Consider the following 13,483-nt stretch of genomic DNA (forward strand, 5'->3'; position numbering starts at 1 on the left):
CTGAAGGCGCAGTCCCAATGCAGGACGACGCTGGAAGCACTGGCGGAAATAAAAGCTCCCAAGTCGGCCACATTCATCAAGCAAGCGAATATCGCGGGTCAGCAGCAGGTGAACAACGGCACCGCGAACGCCGCGCACGAGAAAAATATTATCCCTTCAAACGAACTATTATCGGAGTCAACACATGCGACGCTGGACACCCGAGGAACGAGCACGCCAGTCGGCATTAATTCGGACGTGGGCACCGTGGAGGTCCAGCACCGGGCCGCAAACCTGCGACGGTAAGGCAGCTAGCAGCAAAAACGCAGTCGTGCATGGGGCATATTCCGAAGAAGCCCGGCGCCTCGCTACGCTGCTGAGAGACTGCGTCAATTCCCTGAAAGACATCAAGGACGCAGGCTGAGGAATGGCAGGCGCAGGATAGTGCGTATTTGGTGCGCACTTGGTGCGCGATAAAGCCGAGCCTGGGCAGGCGGTGCGCATCGCTGGTACGCAAGCCGGTACGCACGAAAACCACCCCATCAAGCCGACCAGGAGAGACGCAATGCCGAAAGCCCCGCCCCGATTTCCCGGCCCGCTGACGGCCCGCGCTGCCGTCCTGGCCATCCTGCTGTCCGACAGCGACCAGACCGGTGCTGAGCCGCTGCAGGGCCATCTAACGCTGCCGGTTATCATCCGCGCGCTGAAGTGCAAGTATCATTGGCCCATCGAAGTGAGCAGCTTCCCGGCCAATGCCGCTGACGGCCGCTCGACCTGGGCAATGGTGTATGGCCTGACGCCGGAGGTCATTGCGGACGCGCTTGAGGCCGGCGGCCGGGAGTGGTTGGAGAGGCGGGCGGCAGCCAAGGCGGCAGAATTGCGCGTATCGGTGCAGACTCCCTCAACCTGAGGAAGACCTATGGTAAAGCCCGGTCCCCAAAATCGGGGTGCGGCCAGAGCCGGAAATACGGCTTAGCTGTCCCGATTCGGGACACCCTGTCCTGATTTGGGACTATCTGTGCGGGCCGTGGTCGGCAGTTCGACGCGTCACTCACGCGTGCCTCACGCGTCAGCGGCGCGCTGCTGGCGCTGGTCGGCGATGCTTGAAACGTAGCATTGTGGCGGCCAAGCTGTCGCATCGGACTGACGACCTGCGTGCGCGCGCGAACAGACCATGCAGCCATATAACCTCATGGTGAACCCTTGAAGTGAAGGAGTTCGCGATGGAAAAGTGCATGTCACCCCGAGAAATCGAATGTGCCGAAAAGTTAATGAAGATAGTCGACATGGAGGTGATGGCTCGCCAGCTACTGGAATTGGCTATTTCCGTCGGCAATCGAGAGATGGAGACTGCCGCTCGGGAGACTCTACAGCGCGCCACCGACCAGATAGCTACATTGTTGGGGACTCTCGGCCGTCATTCGTAAGCAGCATCCGGCCCGATGATAGTCACAAGCCCGCGCTGCCAAGCCGCACGAAAGCTCATCGGCACAATTCTGCGCCCGTGCAGAATATCGTAGATGTCCTCAAATTCGAGGAGACCGTTCAATTGTGGCGAAATCCCATATTTGGAGACGGGGCGCGCGGGCCATCATCTTGCTGCGATTTCAAATCGGACCAGGTCGATATGGGAAAGTCCATATCGCTGGCGGTCTGGAAGGGTTGGATTTCAAATCGGCCCCGCGCGTTCTCGATTTGCGCGTCGCTCAAACCTACTTGCAAACGTGACGCCTCCGGCGATGCTGGCGCTGGTCGTCACCGGCCCGCCTGAGCTCCTGAAATTTCAGGAGCTGAACACGCGGCGCCGCGCGGTCCTGAATTTGTAGTAGCGAAGCCGGCCGCCCGGAAGAGATGCGCTCAGTTTCCAGCGCATCTCGACGGGGGCCGTCGCGAACACCCGGCGGCGAAGGGCCACGTTGGAACTGGGCCATTCTGACCGCCGGAAATTTTCGGCCGTCCTTCACCGCGGCGTCGGAACTCTCGCGAAGGTTCGCGACGGCTCGCGAGGCCCGTCGACGACAGAGCATAACGTTTCGTTACCCCTTAGGCTGAGCACGGGGCGATTCACGATACCCTTGCACGCCATCAGCTGGCCGCCTTCTTCCGAGATTGGGACGAAGTCATGCCTGACCAGCGCCCGCCGCGAACGCAACCGAACGCAACCGAACGCAACCGAACGAACGCGAACGCCGCCGGCGCCGAGTCCGCATTCCGTCCGAAATTTGTCCGCACAGGCTGGGACAAAATGCGGACAGCGGCGCCACGTCGTCAGGTGCAAGCATGTAACGCCAGCGTAACGGGCAAAGTAACGGTGGCAGCGTTACGCCGCGTCGAGCGATTTGCAGCTTACTTTGGGTATGGCGCAGTCGCGCAGGACTTTAAGTCCCTTACAGGGCAGTCCAGATGCTGGACACCCTGCCAGCACCGTGCACGCATGGTGCACGACTCGTGCACGTATCGTGCTGACCGGATTATTTCCGGTCTGTCGGCCGGCGCTGGGGAGCGGCAGGAAGGGCGATGGAAAGGGTTTCGGTGGGGCTTATCTTTACTTTGACAGCCACTCGCGGCAAGCTGCGGCGACGTGCTCCGTCCGTTGGAAATTCAGGCACATGCCCCATGCGCATTGCGAAATCGTACCGTCCGGATTAATTTTAAATTTCGCCTCAGACATTCCGATTATTTTTTCTCCGGAAATAGTAACGGGCGTCGTATTGTATTTGCCGAGATATTCCCAGCATAGCTCACCGGTGCCGTCCGGACGCAAGAGCATTGTGTGCGTTTGACCTGTTGCTGAGCCAACCCAGTAGCCGGCCAGTTCAGGGTGCGGAGTGGGCGTGTATTTGTAAGAAACGCTGTGCGGCGTCATGCATCCTGCCAACAGGGCGGCGAGTATAGCGGCGAGTACAATTTTCATTTGATGCCTTCTGGATGGGTGTCGAATTATATGTAAAATTGACAACTGTAAATCTATCCAATAGTCACTATCCACTTGATGCTTGACGGATTTCTCGCCGTCGCCTATCCTAAAAAAGCACCGGATAAAGACGGTGCCGGGCTTGGACGCTCGAATACACATGGCGGACAACCGCCGACTGGCGGCTTTTTTTCGTCCGTACCATCACGTCTCTATGAGCGGCGATGGTGGGGAGGCTTCGGCCTGCCGGTTTCCCTGTGTACCGGTCGTCCAACCCCGCCATTCGCTGCTCACCCCGTTTGGACGCGGGCTGTGCGGTTCACCACCACACACGGAGGCCACCATGGTCAAAAGCACCCTCACATCCGCAGAACTGCGTCACGACAATATCAAGCACATGCGCTGGCAGGCGAAGGCCGTCGCCAACCTGCTTTCCGCCATCCACCGTCTGGCACCCGCCGACCAGCAAACCACCTTAGAAGCGACCACGCGCCTCGCCGCTGAGCTGGCCGAGGACTTGGATGCGCTGACGCGAGGTGCAGCATGACCGCCGCCCCCCTGAACGCTGGCGCGTCCGCGCTGCTGGTCGAGCTCAAGATGGCCGACCGCATCATCGGCGCCATGCTCAACGCCATGACCATGCAGCAGAAAGCCAAGGTCCACGAACAGCTGGACCGGGCCGGCGTGTCCGGCGAAGGCATGACACGCGCGAATGAGCGGCTTGCCGTTATCGAGGCCGCTGAAGGCGGCGCCGCGGCGCACACCAGCGCCAGCAGCGAGGGGCAGAGCCAGCAGCTGCTCGACATCGAGGCGCGGGCGGTCGACATCCTGCTCGAAACCGAGCGCGCGGAAGTGCTGCTGCAGGCGGTGTTTGACCAGCTGGACCGAATAGACGATACCGCGCCGGGCGCCGCCGCCATCAACTGCTTCGCCACCTGCACCGCGCGCGCCGTGGCGCTGATGCACGAAGCCGCCGACAACATCGTCGCGCTGGTGGCGGAAGGAGGTGCAGCATGAAGCCGATATCGATACCCGCAACGTCCGCGCTCACAGCGGAAGAGCATCGCATCCTCGCGGCCTTCCGAGCAGCCGATGACCGCAGTCGCGAAATGTGCACGCGCATCGTTGAACGATTTGCGCACGACTGCCCGCGCCGCACGGCGCCAGCGTTGCGCCTCGTTAGCGGAGGTGCAGCATGAAGCCCGCCAAGCCGGCACCAACACCGCTGACCGAAAACCAACTGCTCGTTGCCCGCTGGTTCGCCATGATGGATGACCGGCGCCAGCGCGAGGCGATGCGTTACATGGCTGACATCGCGGTAGCCTTTCCTCGCTGTACCGAGCCGGCGCTGCACATCGTGAAGGGAGGTGGGAAATGAATAGCTTGCCACCACCTCCGACTGCGCCGCTCAACCTTTCTGAACAGCGCCTGTTGAATGCCTACCGCCAGATGGACGCCGATTGCCAGCGGTCCATTCTGCCCATCGTAGAGGCGTGGGCGAACAAGTTCCCGGGCCATCACGCTCCGGTGCTTCGTCTCGTATCCGGAGGTGCGATATGAGGACTGTTCAACCGCCGCCAGCGCCTTGGCTCAGCGCCGACGAGAAGCGCATTTTGGATGCATTCCGCAGGATGGACCGCCGAGGAAAGGACCGTTACCTTATCTTAATGCCCAGCTCCGCTGATAATTATCCGGAGCGTAAGCGGCCGGTGCTGCGCCTCGTGACTGGCGGTGACCTATGACGACCCTCGCCGAGCTGGCCCGCATCCGCACCGAACTGGGCCTGGCGCCGGTGGGCGGCGTGCTGTGGCTAGGCGTCGGCATGCTGCCGCCGAAGCGCAACGCTATCGAAATCGACCCGGCCAACCTGCCGACCGCGCTGGAATGCCGCGCGGTGGCCGGCCTCGATGTGGTGCTGGTCTTCCCGGGCAAGCTCACTCGCTACGGCGCGTTGCGCACGCTGTCCGACCGTCTGTATCAGGCCCGGCCGCGTCGGCTGTTGCTGGTTGACGGCGACCACAACCGGACGGCCTTCCTCAAGCTGGCGGAATCATGATGGCCGACGGACACAACGATGGCCAGATGGCTGGCTTCACCTTGGGCAAAGAAGACGACGCCGCGCGGGCGGCCCGCATCGAGCTGGCGCAGGCCGGCGAAACGACACGACCTTTCGACCGGTCCATGCAGCGCGGCGAACGCGTCGTGAAAATCCGGTGCGGCGCCGATATCAAGCCCCAACCCATCACCTGGCTGTGGCCGGGCTGGGTACCTGCCGGCAAGCTGACTATATTGGCTGGTGCGGCCGGGACCGGCAAGACCACCTTGGCTCTAGCCCTGGCTGCGGTGCTGACTGCCGGCGGACGCTGGCCAGACGGCTCGACATGTCATGGCCGGGGAAACGTGCTGATTTGGTCGAGCGAGGACGTGGCCGACGACACACTGGTGCCGCGCCTGATTGCGTCCGGCGCCGACCTGGCGCGCTGCCACTTCATCGAGGGCATCGCGCAGGACGGCGAGAGCGTGCCATTCGACCCGTCGCAGGATATCCCGGACCTGCGCCGGGCCGTCGACGCCATCGGCGGCGTCAGCCTGCTGCTGATAGACCCCATCGTGTCGGCGGTGGCCGGCGACATGCACCGCGCCAACGACGTGCGACGAAGCCTGCAGGCGGTGGTGGACTTCGCCGACGCCCACGGCTGCGCGGTCATCGGCATCACGCATTTTGCCAAGGGCGGCGCCGGCAAGGCGCCGCAGGACCGGGTTATCGGCTCCCAGGCATTCGGCGCTCTGGCGCGCATGGTGCTGGTGACGGCGAAGGAGGAAGGCAGCAACCGGCGCGTGATGGCGCGGGCGAAGTCGAATATCGCGCCCGACGATGGCGGCGTGGCCTACTCGCTGGAGCTTGTGACCATTGCCGGCGGCATCGAAGCGACGCACGCCGTATGGGAAGGCGCCATCGAAGGCACGGCCCGGGAAATCCTGGGTGACGTGGAGCACGACGACGGCGACGATGGCGGCGAGAAGCTCGACGCCGAGCAGTTCCTGCGCGACTTGCTGGCGGACGGCCCGATATCAACCAAGCAGGTAAAAGCCGATGCGGCCGGCGCCGGGTACGCTTGGCGCACGATTGAGCGGGCAAAGCGCGACCTGGGCATCGAGGCGGCCAAGGCTGGCATGAAAGAGGGATGGCAGTGGTTTTTGCCGAAGACCGCCAAAAATACCGAAGACCGCCACGTAAATAGTGTGGCGGTCTTCGCGGAAAGTGGCGGTCTTCTTGGCGGTGTTCGGGACCAGGCCGGCGATGCCGAGCCATGAAGGGAGTGCAAAGGGAGCGAAGGGAGCGCAGAAAAAACAGTGCTCCCTTCGCTCCCTTCGGCGCACCCTTCGCCATTCCAGCACTATTCGTTGAGCGGCTGGCGCTGGTCCGAACCTAAAGGGTGTGCAAAAGCTGCACCCCTTTCAAAGCCCCTTGCAAGGCCCTTTAGTCGCACCGGCGGGAGGTCGACTGCCCAACAAAAAGCCCAGCTCTCAGGTTGGGCTTGGGTGGTGCGGCCGGCCGCTGGCCGACATCCCTCTATGCAGTCTTGATGGCGGCGTACAACGTGGCGCGGCTCACGCCGTATTCTTCGGCCAGGGCAGACTTGCTCTCCGTCGCGGCGCGCTGGCGAATCGCTGCCACCTGGTCAGCGCTCAGCTTGGCGGCGCGGCCCATGTGTTTGCCATCGGCGCGGGCGCGTGCCTGGCCCTCGGCGCGGCGCTCATTAATCATGGCCAGCTCGAACGAGGACACGGCACCCAGCATGGTCAGCAGCATCTGATTCATCGCGTTGGCTTTGTCGCCGGTGAAGGTGAGCCCTTCCTTTTTGAATGTGACGCTCACGCCCTTGTCCGTCAGCTGCTTGACCAGGGCCAGCAGGTCGGCGGTGTTGCGTGCCAGGCGGCTGATTTCGTGGACCAGCACAGTGTCGCCTTCGCGGACGTGCGACAGCATCGCCTGGAGCGCAGGGCGGTTGGTATCGCTGCCGCTGCATTTATCTTCGAAGACTTTATCGAGGGTCAGGCCGTCGAGTTGACGCGCGGTGTTTTGGCCGACGCTTGAAACCCGGATGTACCCTACTGTTTGACCTGCCCCCATTTCGTTCTCCTTCGCGATTGTGTAAGGAAAGTATATAGGACTTTTCAGAAAGTGTATAGTTGATTCGTGTTGATACTTGTTGGACGGTGTTTTCCGGGGCAAAGCGTTGTGCGGTTGCACTGTTGAGAAAGTATACCTTCTTGGACGGCCTTCACGACTGGGCCTGATAGCTAGTGCGCGGTTCTTGGGAATGTGGGACTATGTGGACGCTCAGGCGCGGGCTTGTGTGCGGGAGCCTCGTCAGAAAGCCCTTACATTGGCAATGGGAAATAATGGCAGGTGAAAGATATCATGTATATTTGTCGTTGCAGTTCGCTTGTATATACGCGGTGATTGAGATAAAGTAGCAGCCCCACCACCTCACAGCCTTCGCTTTCAGGCTGCATGTGTGGGTTCTGTCACGTTCGGTTACTTCTTTCGCTTGTATTTTGAGCCAGGCAGCCATACTGTATATACGTAGAGGATGTAAGTGATGTTCAGAATATCTCCTGATGTACTCGACAAAATCACGAAGCGGGGCATCCGCGTGATTGAGGTGGAACAATGCTTCCTGAATAGGGAAGGCGGACTATGTGACGACACACGGGCGCAACATCTGACTGACCCGCTGACAAAGTGGTTCGTCGCCTCGACCGACAAGGGGCGAGAGCTAAAAATAATGTATGTGCCTAAAGATGGCATTGAGCTGAAATCAGCGTACGAAGCAACCCCAGAGATTTGCCGCATTTATAACAAATATGCGAGATAAGGAGTATCAAAATGGCTACGACGGAGAAAATTGACGACACCACTGAAGCTTGGGATAGTGGAAAGTTGGGTGAAGACGAGCAATTCGTTCGCCGGGCTCCACCGGAAGCTGAAAAAGAGCTGGACGATGCGCTTGGCCTGCAGGCTATCTCTATTCGCTTGCCTAAAGAGCTCATAGAGCAATTCAAACTCATTTCGAAGATTCACGGCATGGGCTATCAGCCGCTGATGCGTGAGGCACTAAAGCGATTTGCCAATGCAGAGGTGAAGGTTATTCTTACCCAAATGGCAAATGAAGGTAAGAAGGAAACGCTCGAGAACGGCAAGCAAAAGGTTGAGGTTGAACTTAACTTGGACCCTCGCCGCGCAGCTTGACGCTTGAGGGCGTATTCGCCAGAAGCCAACGGCCCGCCTGCACAGCGGGCCGTTGTACTTTAAGCTAGCAATTAAATTTCTTTCAATTGTGGCAGTGTCGCCTCCGGGCGCAGCGCCCCGCATATACGCAAAAGCTCGGCGCATGACATGGCCGGCGGCTTGTACAGCACCACCATCGGCGGTGAGGATATCAACCAGCGCCAGCCGTGTGGCAATAGCAAAACCGGGTACGAAACCGGGTATAAAACTTCTTCGAAGGCTGTTTACTGACCATGATATGGGGTGCGCAGAGCACCACTGTCTGTTCAACGTCTAAGCGGCCATCATCGCATCATCGCATCACCGCATTTCCAGAGCGCCCGGAAATGCCACCCAGCCCCGCCCATGCGGGGCTTTTTTTTACGTGCGCCCAGCATGGATGCACTCTTGTGGGTGAAAGTCCCGCCGCGAGCTGACCACACCGAGCGAAGTGAAGCGCAACTGCGGAAGGGCGACCGTCACTATGCCGATGCCTGTTCAGCTCACGCAATCTTTTTGCATCTCATGCCCAACCCGGCTCGATGCCGGGTAAGGGTTTGCTAGCAAGGTCAAAACGAGCGGGTATGGCGCGCCTAAGGGTCAACGATGCTAAATGGACCTAGCCAACGTCATGGACCGTGCTAGCGCCCGCCATCATCGATTTGAGGGCGTGTCGCTATGTTCGTGGTCAATTCGAAGGTGAGGTATCGTGCCAAGCGCCGTTTGAAAATTGAATACGCTAGGATGATGTCGACGATGGTTTTACACGCTCTGATTTCCTGTCGACGAATTGGGCGTGCCTTTCAGTCGGCATGTTGAGGAGCCAGCGATGAGCAATAATGGAACGAATAGCGGCAAAGGTAATCGTGGTAGCGGCGAACCGGGCGCAAAGCAAAGCACGGCCGGCGGTGGTGCAAGCGGTGGCGCGCGTCCAGGCGCGGGTGCGGGTCAGGGGCCGGGAGATGCGGGAGGGTGGCCGAGCACAGTTCGCGACGCGCCTTCGGGTGGTAACCGCAGCAAAAACAAACCAAGATGATTGCTATCGTACTGGCGCGGCCAAATGCGGGCCAAAGCGGTATTTGGTCGTACCGCACTACGCATCTTCTTGCCATGCGACCAGCGCGATGAATCAGGTCACATGTAAAGGGAAATGTAGGCGCAATGTGGGTATGTGGCTTGAAAAAATAAACCAAATAGGTTAATATTGGAAAAGTCCACCCCCCACACTCCGTTGCATGTGATGCAAGATCTTGCTAAGGCAGGGAAGGTCCGGACCACGATGACATCATTGGCAACCGCCGCCGCTCTCAATATGGGAGTGGACGATATGGTTCGGACTGTGTTGCAAATGACTATGGCGGATTTCTACAAGAGTATGACCGTCAACACGGATAGTTCTCGATGGCAGGACGTGTACCACGCTAAGTCTCCAATTGGTATGTTGTATGTGAAACTGCAATTGGACAACGGGGCGGTAAACATGAAAATTGTGTCTTTCAAGGAAAAATAATATGACTTGCCCGGAATGTGATGGCGGCACGGTTCATGAAAAACGTGACATGCCTTACTCCTATAAAGGCAATGTCACTGTTATCACCGGCGTTGAGGGGGATTATTGTGTCGATTGCGACGAGGTTGTTCTAGACCTGGTCGAATCGCGTCGTGTAAGTGCCGCGATGTTGGCGTTTAACAAGCGCGTCAATGCTGGGATAGTACCTCCAGAATATATTACAGCCGTGCGTAAAAAACTTGGCGTTAACCGCCGGGAGGCCGGTGAGATATTTGGAGGCGGACCGAACGCGTTCTCAAGGTACGAAACCGGCAAAACCAACCCTTCGATTCCCTTGGTCATGATGCTGAAACTCTTGGATCGTCATCCTGATTTGTGGGATGAAGTAAGGGGCGCGCAGACAATTGAAAATACTGGGGCGTTGAAAGATACTCGACCACCGGATCCTCCAGTAGAGGCCGAGGTCGAGGTGCCGCGGGTTCGATACGCATGAGTAAACAGTGACTTCCCTGTTTATTCGTTTTCATTGTTAAGTTGGAAACCGCATTTCCCGGCCGTCCGGACATGCCACGAAGCCCCGCACATGCGGGGTTTTTTATGCCTGTTCACCTCGCACAATCCCTGCATTAACTGCCGGGACTCAGTTGAATTTATGGTAATTTGTCGCTACTGACGATCGCTCACGATAAAAGGGTAAGGCGCATGCAGAGAATTATCGTTTTCACCGCTGGGTTTGGACATTCCGTAAGAAAAGGTATCGATGAGATCGACCGCGCCACGCCGGGTCTCGAGTGGCTGGTCCTAATTCAGGCGGCCCGCAAGCGTCCGCTGCAACTGGTGCGCAATCAGTGGCGCAATTTCAAACGCAATGGCTGGCGCTGGTTGCCTTATCAGGCCGGCGACATCTTGCAGCGCCTGCGCGGCGCCGACGCGCCCTCGTCATCGTGGCGGGGGCGCGACTATGGCATGGCGGCCATGCAGCAGCGCAGCCGCATGCGCATCGTGACCGTGACCGACCTGCACGCGGCGCCGACGCTGGCCATGGCGCGCGAGTTCGCGCCGACGCTGGGCCTGGCCCTCGCGGCGCCGGTGCTGCGGCGCGCGCTGTTCGCCCTGCCCACGCTCGGCACCATCAATCTGCACAAGGGCAAGGTGCCGGAATATCGCGGCATGCCGCCGGCGTTCTGGGAATTGTGGAACAAGGAAGCGGAAGTCGGCTGCACCGTTCACTGGGTGGACGACAAGCTCGACACGGGCAACGTGGTGCAGGCGTCGGCCTTGCAGCGCGAGCGCTACGCCACCGTGCGCGGCATGCAGCTGCGCCTGGACGAGCTGGGCATCGCGCTGACCCGGCAGGCTGTTCAAGACATCCTGTCCGGCGCGGCCCAGTCCCAGCCCCAGGCGGCCGGCGGCAGCACCCGCAGCAAGCCGACGTTGGGGCAGGTCGCCGCGCTCGAACGCCAGCTGCTGCAAGGGCAGACGCCGGCCGAGCCCGCGCTGCGCCGCCTCGTCAAGGCCAGCCGGTCGGCCGTGGCCGTGGCGCTGTGGCGGGCCGGTCTGTTCCGCGTGCTGGCGCCGCGCGTCACCGTGCTGCTCTACCACCGCGTCAGCGATGCGGCACGCGATAATCTGACGGTCGGCATCGAGCAGTTCGAGCGCCAGATGACGCTGCTGCGCCGCCATTGCACGGTGCTGTCGATCGAGCAGGCGCTGGCGCTGGAGACGCTGCCGCGCAGCAAACGTCCGCTCGTCTGCGTGACCTTCGACGACGGCTATCTGGACAATTACGCCCACGCCGCACCCATCCTGCTCAAGCACGAGCTGCCCGCCGCCTTTTTCGTGTCCACCGGCTTGATCGGCACCGAGCGCGCCTTCCCCCATGACGTGCGGCGCGGCAATGAGCCGATTCCGATGATGACGTGGCCGCAGTTGCGCGAGATGAGCGCGCTCGGCTTCACCATCGGCTCGCACACGATCAACCACATCGATTGCGCCGCCGAGCCCGAGGCGCTGGTGCGCGCCGAGTTGCACGAATCGCAGGCGCAGCTGCGCCAGCAACTGGGCATCGACAGCGTGCTGTTCGCCTATCCCTACGGCGGCCGCCAGCACATGACGCCGGCGCGCCTGGAGCTGGTCAAGCAAGCCGGTTACGCGGGCTGCCTGTCCGCGTACGGCGGCGTCAACGTCGGCGCGGTTGATCGTTATGAGGTGCTGCGGCGCGGCATACACTGGGAATATTCCGACCGTTCCTTCCTGTACCAATGCCTTGGACTGTCATGAAGAGTGAAACGCGGCCGCTGATCCTCCATGTGATACACCATCTTGTCGTCGGGGGACTGGAAAACGGCCTGGTCAACCTGATTAACACCATGCCGTCCTCGCGTTTCCGCCACGCCATCGTCTGCATCGAGGATTATTCGGATTTCCGCCTGCGCATCGCGCGGCAGGATGTCGAAGTGTTCGCGCTGCACCGCTCGCGCATCGGCGTGTGGCGCATGCGCAGGGAACTGTTCCGCCTGTGCCGCGAGCTGCGGCCGACCATCGTTCACTCGCGCAATCAGTCGGGCCTGGACGCGCTGCTGCCGGCGCGCCTGGCCGGCGTGCCGTTTTGCGTGCACGGCGAACATGGCTGGGATGTCGACGACCTGAAGGGAGAGCGCTGGCGGCCCATCCTGCTGCGGCGCCTGCACGCGCCCCTCGTCAACGGCTATGTGACGGTGTCGCGGGATCTGGAGAACTATCTGGTCGAGCGCGTCGGTGTCGGCCGCGGACGCGTCTGGCAAGTGTATAACGGCGTCGACACCGAACGCTTCGTGCCGATAGCCGCGCGCGACCTGGGCTTGATGCCGGACGGCTTCGCCGACGCCGATTCCTTCATCGTCGGCACCGTCGGGCGATTGCAGGCGGTGAAGGATCAGGCCACGTTGATCCGCGCCTTCGCCGCCCTGTTGCACGGCGCACCGGACGGCGCGTCGCGCCTGCGCCTGGCGATCGTCGGCGACGGCGCCCTGTCGCAGCCGCTGCGCGCGCTGGTCGACGACTTGGGCATCGGGCGCCAGGTATGGTTTTCCGGCGCCTGCAACGACGTGGCGCGCATCATGGCCGGGTTCGACGTGTTTGTGCTGCCCTCCCTGTCTGAAGGAATCTCGAACACGATACTCGAAGCGATGGCTTGCGGCGTGCCGGTGCTGGCCAGCGCCGTCGGCGGCAATCTGGAACTGCTGCGGGAAGGGGAGTCGGGGCGCTTTTTCCAGCCCGGCGACGTGGCGGCGCTGGCACGCCTGCTGGCCGACTACGCCGGCGACCCGGCGCTGCGCCAGGCGCATGGCCGGCAGGCCCGCCAGGTGGCCGTCGAACGCTTCAGCCTCGGGGCGATGGTGGCCAATTATCAGGCCGTGTACGAGCGCCTCAGCGCGCGCCGTTGATTTGAAAGATCGCTGTAATTTATTTGGCGTCGGCGTCGGCGTCGGCGTTGCGCCGGCGCAGCGGATAGGCCAGCACGCGGGCCACGACGGCGGCCGGCACCGCGTTCGCGAGCATGTATTCGGCGGCGTCGGCCGCGCCGAGCATTTCCAGGAAAATGATGCCGACCTGCACACGCTGCGCGGTCAGCGTGTTGCTGCGCGGTGCGTGCGGCAGATTGCGGGGATACGGACGGACAGCCGGCGCCGGCATGGCGGGGCGGCGCGGTATGAAGGCGGTTTCGGCTGATACGGCCAGCGGCATAATTTGGTAGTTCACGGCGACTTCCTGATGTTCTGATGTTCTGATGCCGCATCATGGGGGCCGCAGCCCGCCGCCGTCC

General features: G+C 61.1%; 14 protein-coding genes and 2 pseudogenes. 13 read left to right on the forward strand and 3 right to left on the reverse strand.

All coding sequences use genetic code 11. The features are described from left to right. A pseudogene (locus Q0S71_RS12815) lies at window positions 1-285 on the forward strand (hypothetical protein); the annotation flags it as partial. A 259-nt stretch (window positions 286-544) separates the two neighbouring features. Beyond that, window positions 545-889, forward strand: a complete 345-nt coding sequence (locus Q0S71_RS12820; RefSeq protein WP_295995970.1) for a hypothetical protein — start codon at window positions 545-547, stop codon at window positions 887-889. Window positions 890-2,524: 1,635 nt separating this feature from the next. On the opposite strand, the gene Q0S71_RS12825 is transcribed toward Q0S71_RS12820, so the two are convergent. Next, the gene (locus Q0S71_RS12825; protein WP_295995973.1) at window positions 2,525-2,893 is read right to left on the reverse strand and encodes a J517_1871 family lipoprotein; all 369 of its coding nucleotides are present in this window, start codon (window positions 2,891-2,893) and stop codon (window positions 2,525-2,527) included. A gap of 343 nt (window positions 2,894-3,236) precedes the next feature. Here Q0S71_RS12825 and Q0S71_RS12830 point away from each other — a divergent pair, with 343 nt between their 5' ends. The 5 genes from Q0S71_RS12830 (at window position 3,237) to Q0S71_RS12850 (ending at window position 6,208) form a co-directional block, all read left to right on the forward strand. Beyond that, on the forward strand, window positions 3,237-3,440 hold the full coding sequence (locus Q0S71_RS12830; RefSeq protein ID WP_295995976.1) for a hypothetical protein: 204 nt from the start codon (window positions 3,237-3,239) through the stop codon (window positions 3,438-3,440). Then, window positions 3,437-3,910, forward strand: coding sequence for a hypothetical protein (locus Q0S71_RS12835; protein ID WP_295995978.1), 474 nt, complete (start codon window positions 3,437-3,439; stop codon window positions 3,908-3,910). The genes Q0S71_RS12830 and Q0S71_RS12835 overlap by 4 nt, the downstream gene beginning before the upstream one ends. Window positions 3,911-4,088: 178 nt before the next feature. Then, window positions 4,089-4,271, forward strand: a complete 183-nt coding sequence (locus tag Q0S71_RS12840) for a hypothetical protein (RefSeq protein WP_295995980.1) — start codon at window positions 4,089-4,091, stop codon at window positions 4,269-4,271. A 360-nt stretch (window positions 4,272-4,631) separates the two neighbouring features. Next, on the forward strand, window positions 4,632-4,949 hold the full coding sequence (locus tag Q0S71_RS12845) for a hypothetical protein (RefSeq protein ID WP_295995981.1): 318 nt from the start codon (window positions 4,632-4,634) through the stop codon (window positions 4,947-4,949). Continuing rightward, a complete protein-coding gene (locus Q0S71_RS12850) occupies window positions 4,946-6,208 on the forward strand; it encodes an AAA family ATPase (RefSeq protein ID WP_295995984.1) in 1,263 nt (420 codons plus the stop codon). Before Q0S71_RS12845 ends, Q0S71_RS12850 begins: the two co-directional genes overlap by 4 nt. A 259-nt stretch (window positions 6,209-6,467) precedes the next feature. On the opposite strand, the gene Q0S71_RS12855 is transcribed toward Q0S71_RS12850, so the two are convergent. Then, window positions 6,468-7,028, reverse strand: a complete 561-nt coding sequence (locus Q0S71_RS12855) for a recombinase family protein (protein WP_295995987.1) — start codon at window positions 7,026-7,028, stop codon at window positions 6,468-6,470. 472 nt (window positions 7,029-7,500) lie between these two features. Between Q0S71_RS12855 and Q0S71_RS12860 the strand changes: the two genes are divergently transcribed. From Q0S71_RS12860 to Q0S71_RS12885, 6 genes and pseudogenes are all read left to right on the forward strand, one after another. Continuing rightward, complete coding sequence (locus Q0S71_RS12860; RefSeq protein WP_295995991.1) at window positions 7,501-7,776, forward strand: ADP-ribosyl-(dinitrogen reductase) hydrolase; 276 nt, start codon at window positions 7,501-7,503, stop codon at window positions 7,774-7,776. 11 nt (window positions 7,777-7,787) lie between these two features. Next, window positions 7,788-8,150: a hypothetical protein gene (locus tag Q0S71_RS12865; RefSeq protein WP_295995994.1), complete on the forward strand. Its 363-nt coding sequence runs from the start codon at window positions 7,788-7,790 to the stop codon at window positions 8,148-8,150. A 1,222-nt stretch (window positions 8,151-9,372) separates the two neighbouring features. After that, entirely contained in the window at window positions 9,373-9,678 is a 306-nt protein-coding gene (locus Q0S71_RS12870; RefSeq protein WP_295995997.1) for a type II toxin-antitoxin system MqsR family toxin, read from the forward strand. Window position 9,679: 1 nt separating this feature from the next. Next, window positions 9,680-10,075, forward strand: a pseudogene (locus tag Q0S71_RS12875) (type II TA system antitoxin MqsA family protein); the annotation flags it as partial. Window positions 10,076-10,380: 305 nt separating this feature from the next. Beyond that, a complete protein-coding gene (locus Q0S71_RS12880) occupies window positions 10,381-11,958 on the forward strand; it encodes a polysaccharide deacetylase family protein (protein ID WP_295996000.1) in 1,578 nt (525 codons plus the stop codon). Further along, window positions 11,955-13,103, forward strand: a complete 1,149-nt coding sequence (locus Q0S71_RS12885) for a TIGR03088 family PEP-CTERM/XrtA system glycosyltransferase (RefSeq protein WP_295996003.1) — start codon at window positions 11,955-11,957, stop codon at window positions 13,101-13,103. Before Q0S71_RS12880 ends, Q0S71_RS12885 begins: the two co-directional genes overlap by 4 nt. Before the next feature lie 19 nt (window positions 13,104-13,122). Here the strand turns inward: Q0S71_RS12885 and Q0S71_RS12890 are convergent, their stop codons facing one another. Then, on the reverse strand, window positions 13,123-13,419 hold the full coding sequence (locus Q0S71_RS12890; protein ID WP_295996006.1) for a hypothetical protein: 297 nt from the start codon (window positions 13,417-13,419) through the stop codon (window positions 13,123-13,125). Window positions 13,420-13,483: the final 64 nt, after the last annotated feature.

The sequence above is a fragment of the Rugamonas sp. genome (assembly GCF_025354735.1).
Taxonomy (GTDB): domain Bacteria; phylum Pseudomonadota; class Gammaproteobacteria; order Burkholderiales; family Burkholderiaceae_D; genus Rugamonas.

Excerpts from the sequence above, each read along its gene's own strand:
- Q0S71_RS12885 (WP_295996003.1), top strand. The coding sequence starts at position 11,955 with ATGAAGAGTGAAACGCGGCCGCTGATCCTCCATGTGATACACCATCTT.
- Q0S71_RS12835 (WP_295995978.1), top strand. The coding sequence starts at position 3,437 with ATGACCGCCGCCCCCCTGAACGCTGGCGCGTCCGCGCTGCTGGTCGAG.
- Q0S71_RS12825 (WP_295995973.1), bottom strand. The coding sequence starts at position 2,893 with ATGAAAATTGTACTCGCCGCTATACTCGCCGCCCTGTTGGCAGGATGC.
- Q0S71_RS12840 (WP_295995980.1), top strand. The coding sequence starts at position 4,089 with ATGAAGCCCGCCAAGCCGGCACCAACACCGCTGACCGAAAACCAACTG.
- Q0S71_RS12855 (WP_295995987.1), bottom strand. The coding sequence starts at position 7,028 with ATGGGGGCAGGTCAAACAGTAGGGTACATCCGGGTTTCAAGCGTCGGC.
- Q0S71_RS12850 (WP_295995984.1), top strand. The coding sequence starts at position 4,946 with ATGATGGCCGACGGACACAACGATGGCCAGATGGCTGGCTTCACCTTG.
- Q0S71_RS12865 (WP_295995994.1), top strand. The coding sequence starts at position 7,788 with ATGGCTACGACGGAGAAAATTGACGACACCACTGAAGCTTGGGATAGT.
- Q0S71_RS12860 (WP_295995991.1), top strand. The coding sequence starts at position 7,501 with ATGTTCAGAATATCTCCTGATGTACTCGACAAAATCACGAAGCGGGGC.
- Q0S71_RS12830 (WP_295995976.1), top strand. The coding sequence starts at position 3,237 with ATGGTCAAAAGCACCCTCACATCCGCAGAACTGCGTCACGACAATATC.
- Q0S71_RS12880 (WP_295996000.1), top strand. The coding sequence starts at position 10,381 with ATGCAGAGAATTATCGTTTTCACCGCTGGGTTTGGACATTCCGTAAGA.
- Q0S71_RS12845 (WP_295995981.1), top strand. The coding sequence starts at position 4,632 with ATGACGACCCTCGCCGAGCTGGCCCGCATCCGCACCGAACTGGGCCTG.
- Q0S71_RS12820 (WP_295995970.1), top strand. The coding sequence starts at position 545 with ATGCCGAAAGCCCCGCCCCGATTTCCCGGCCCGCTGACGGCCCGCGCT.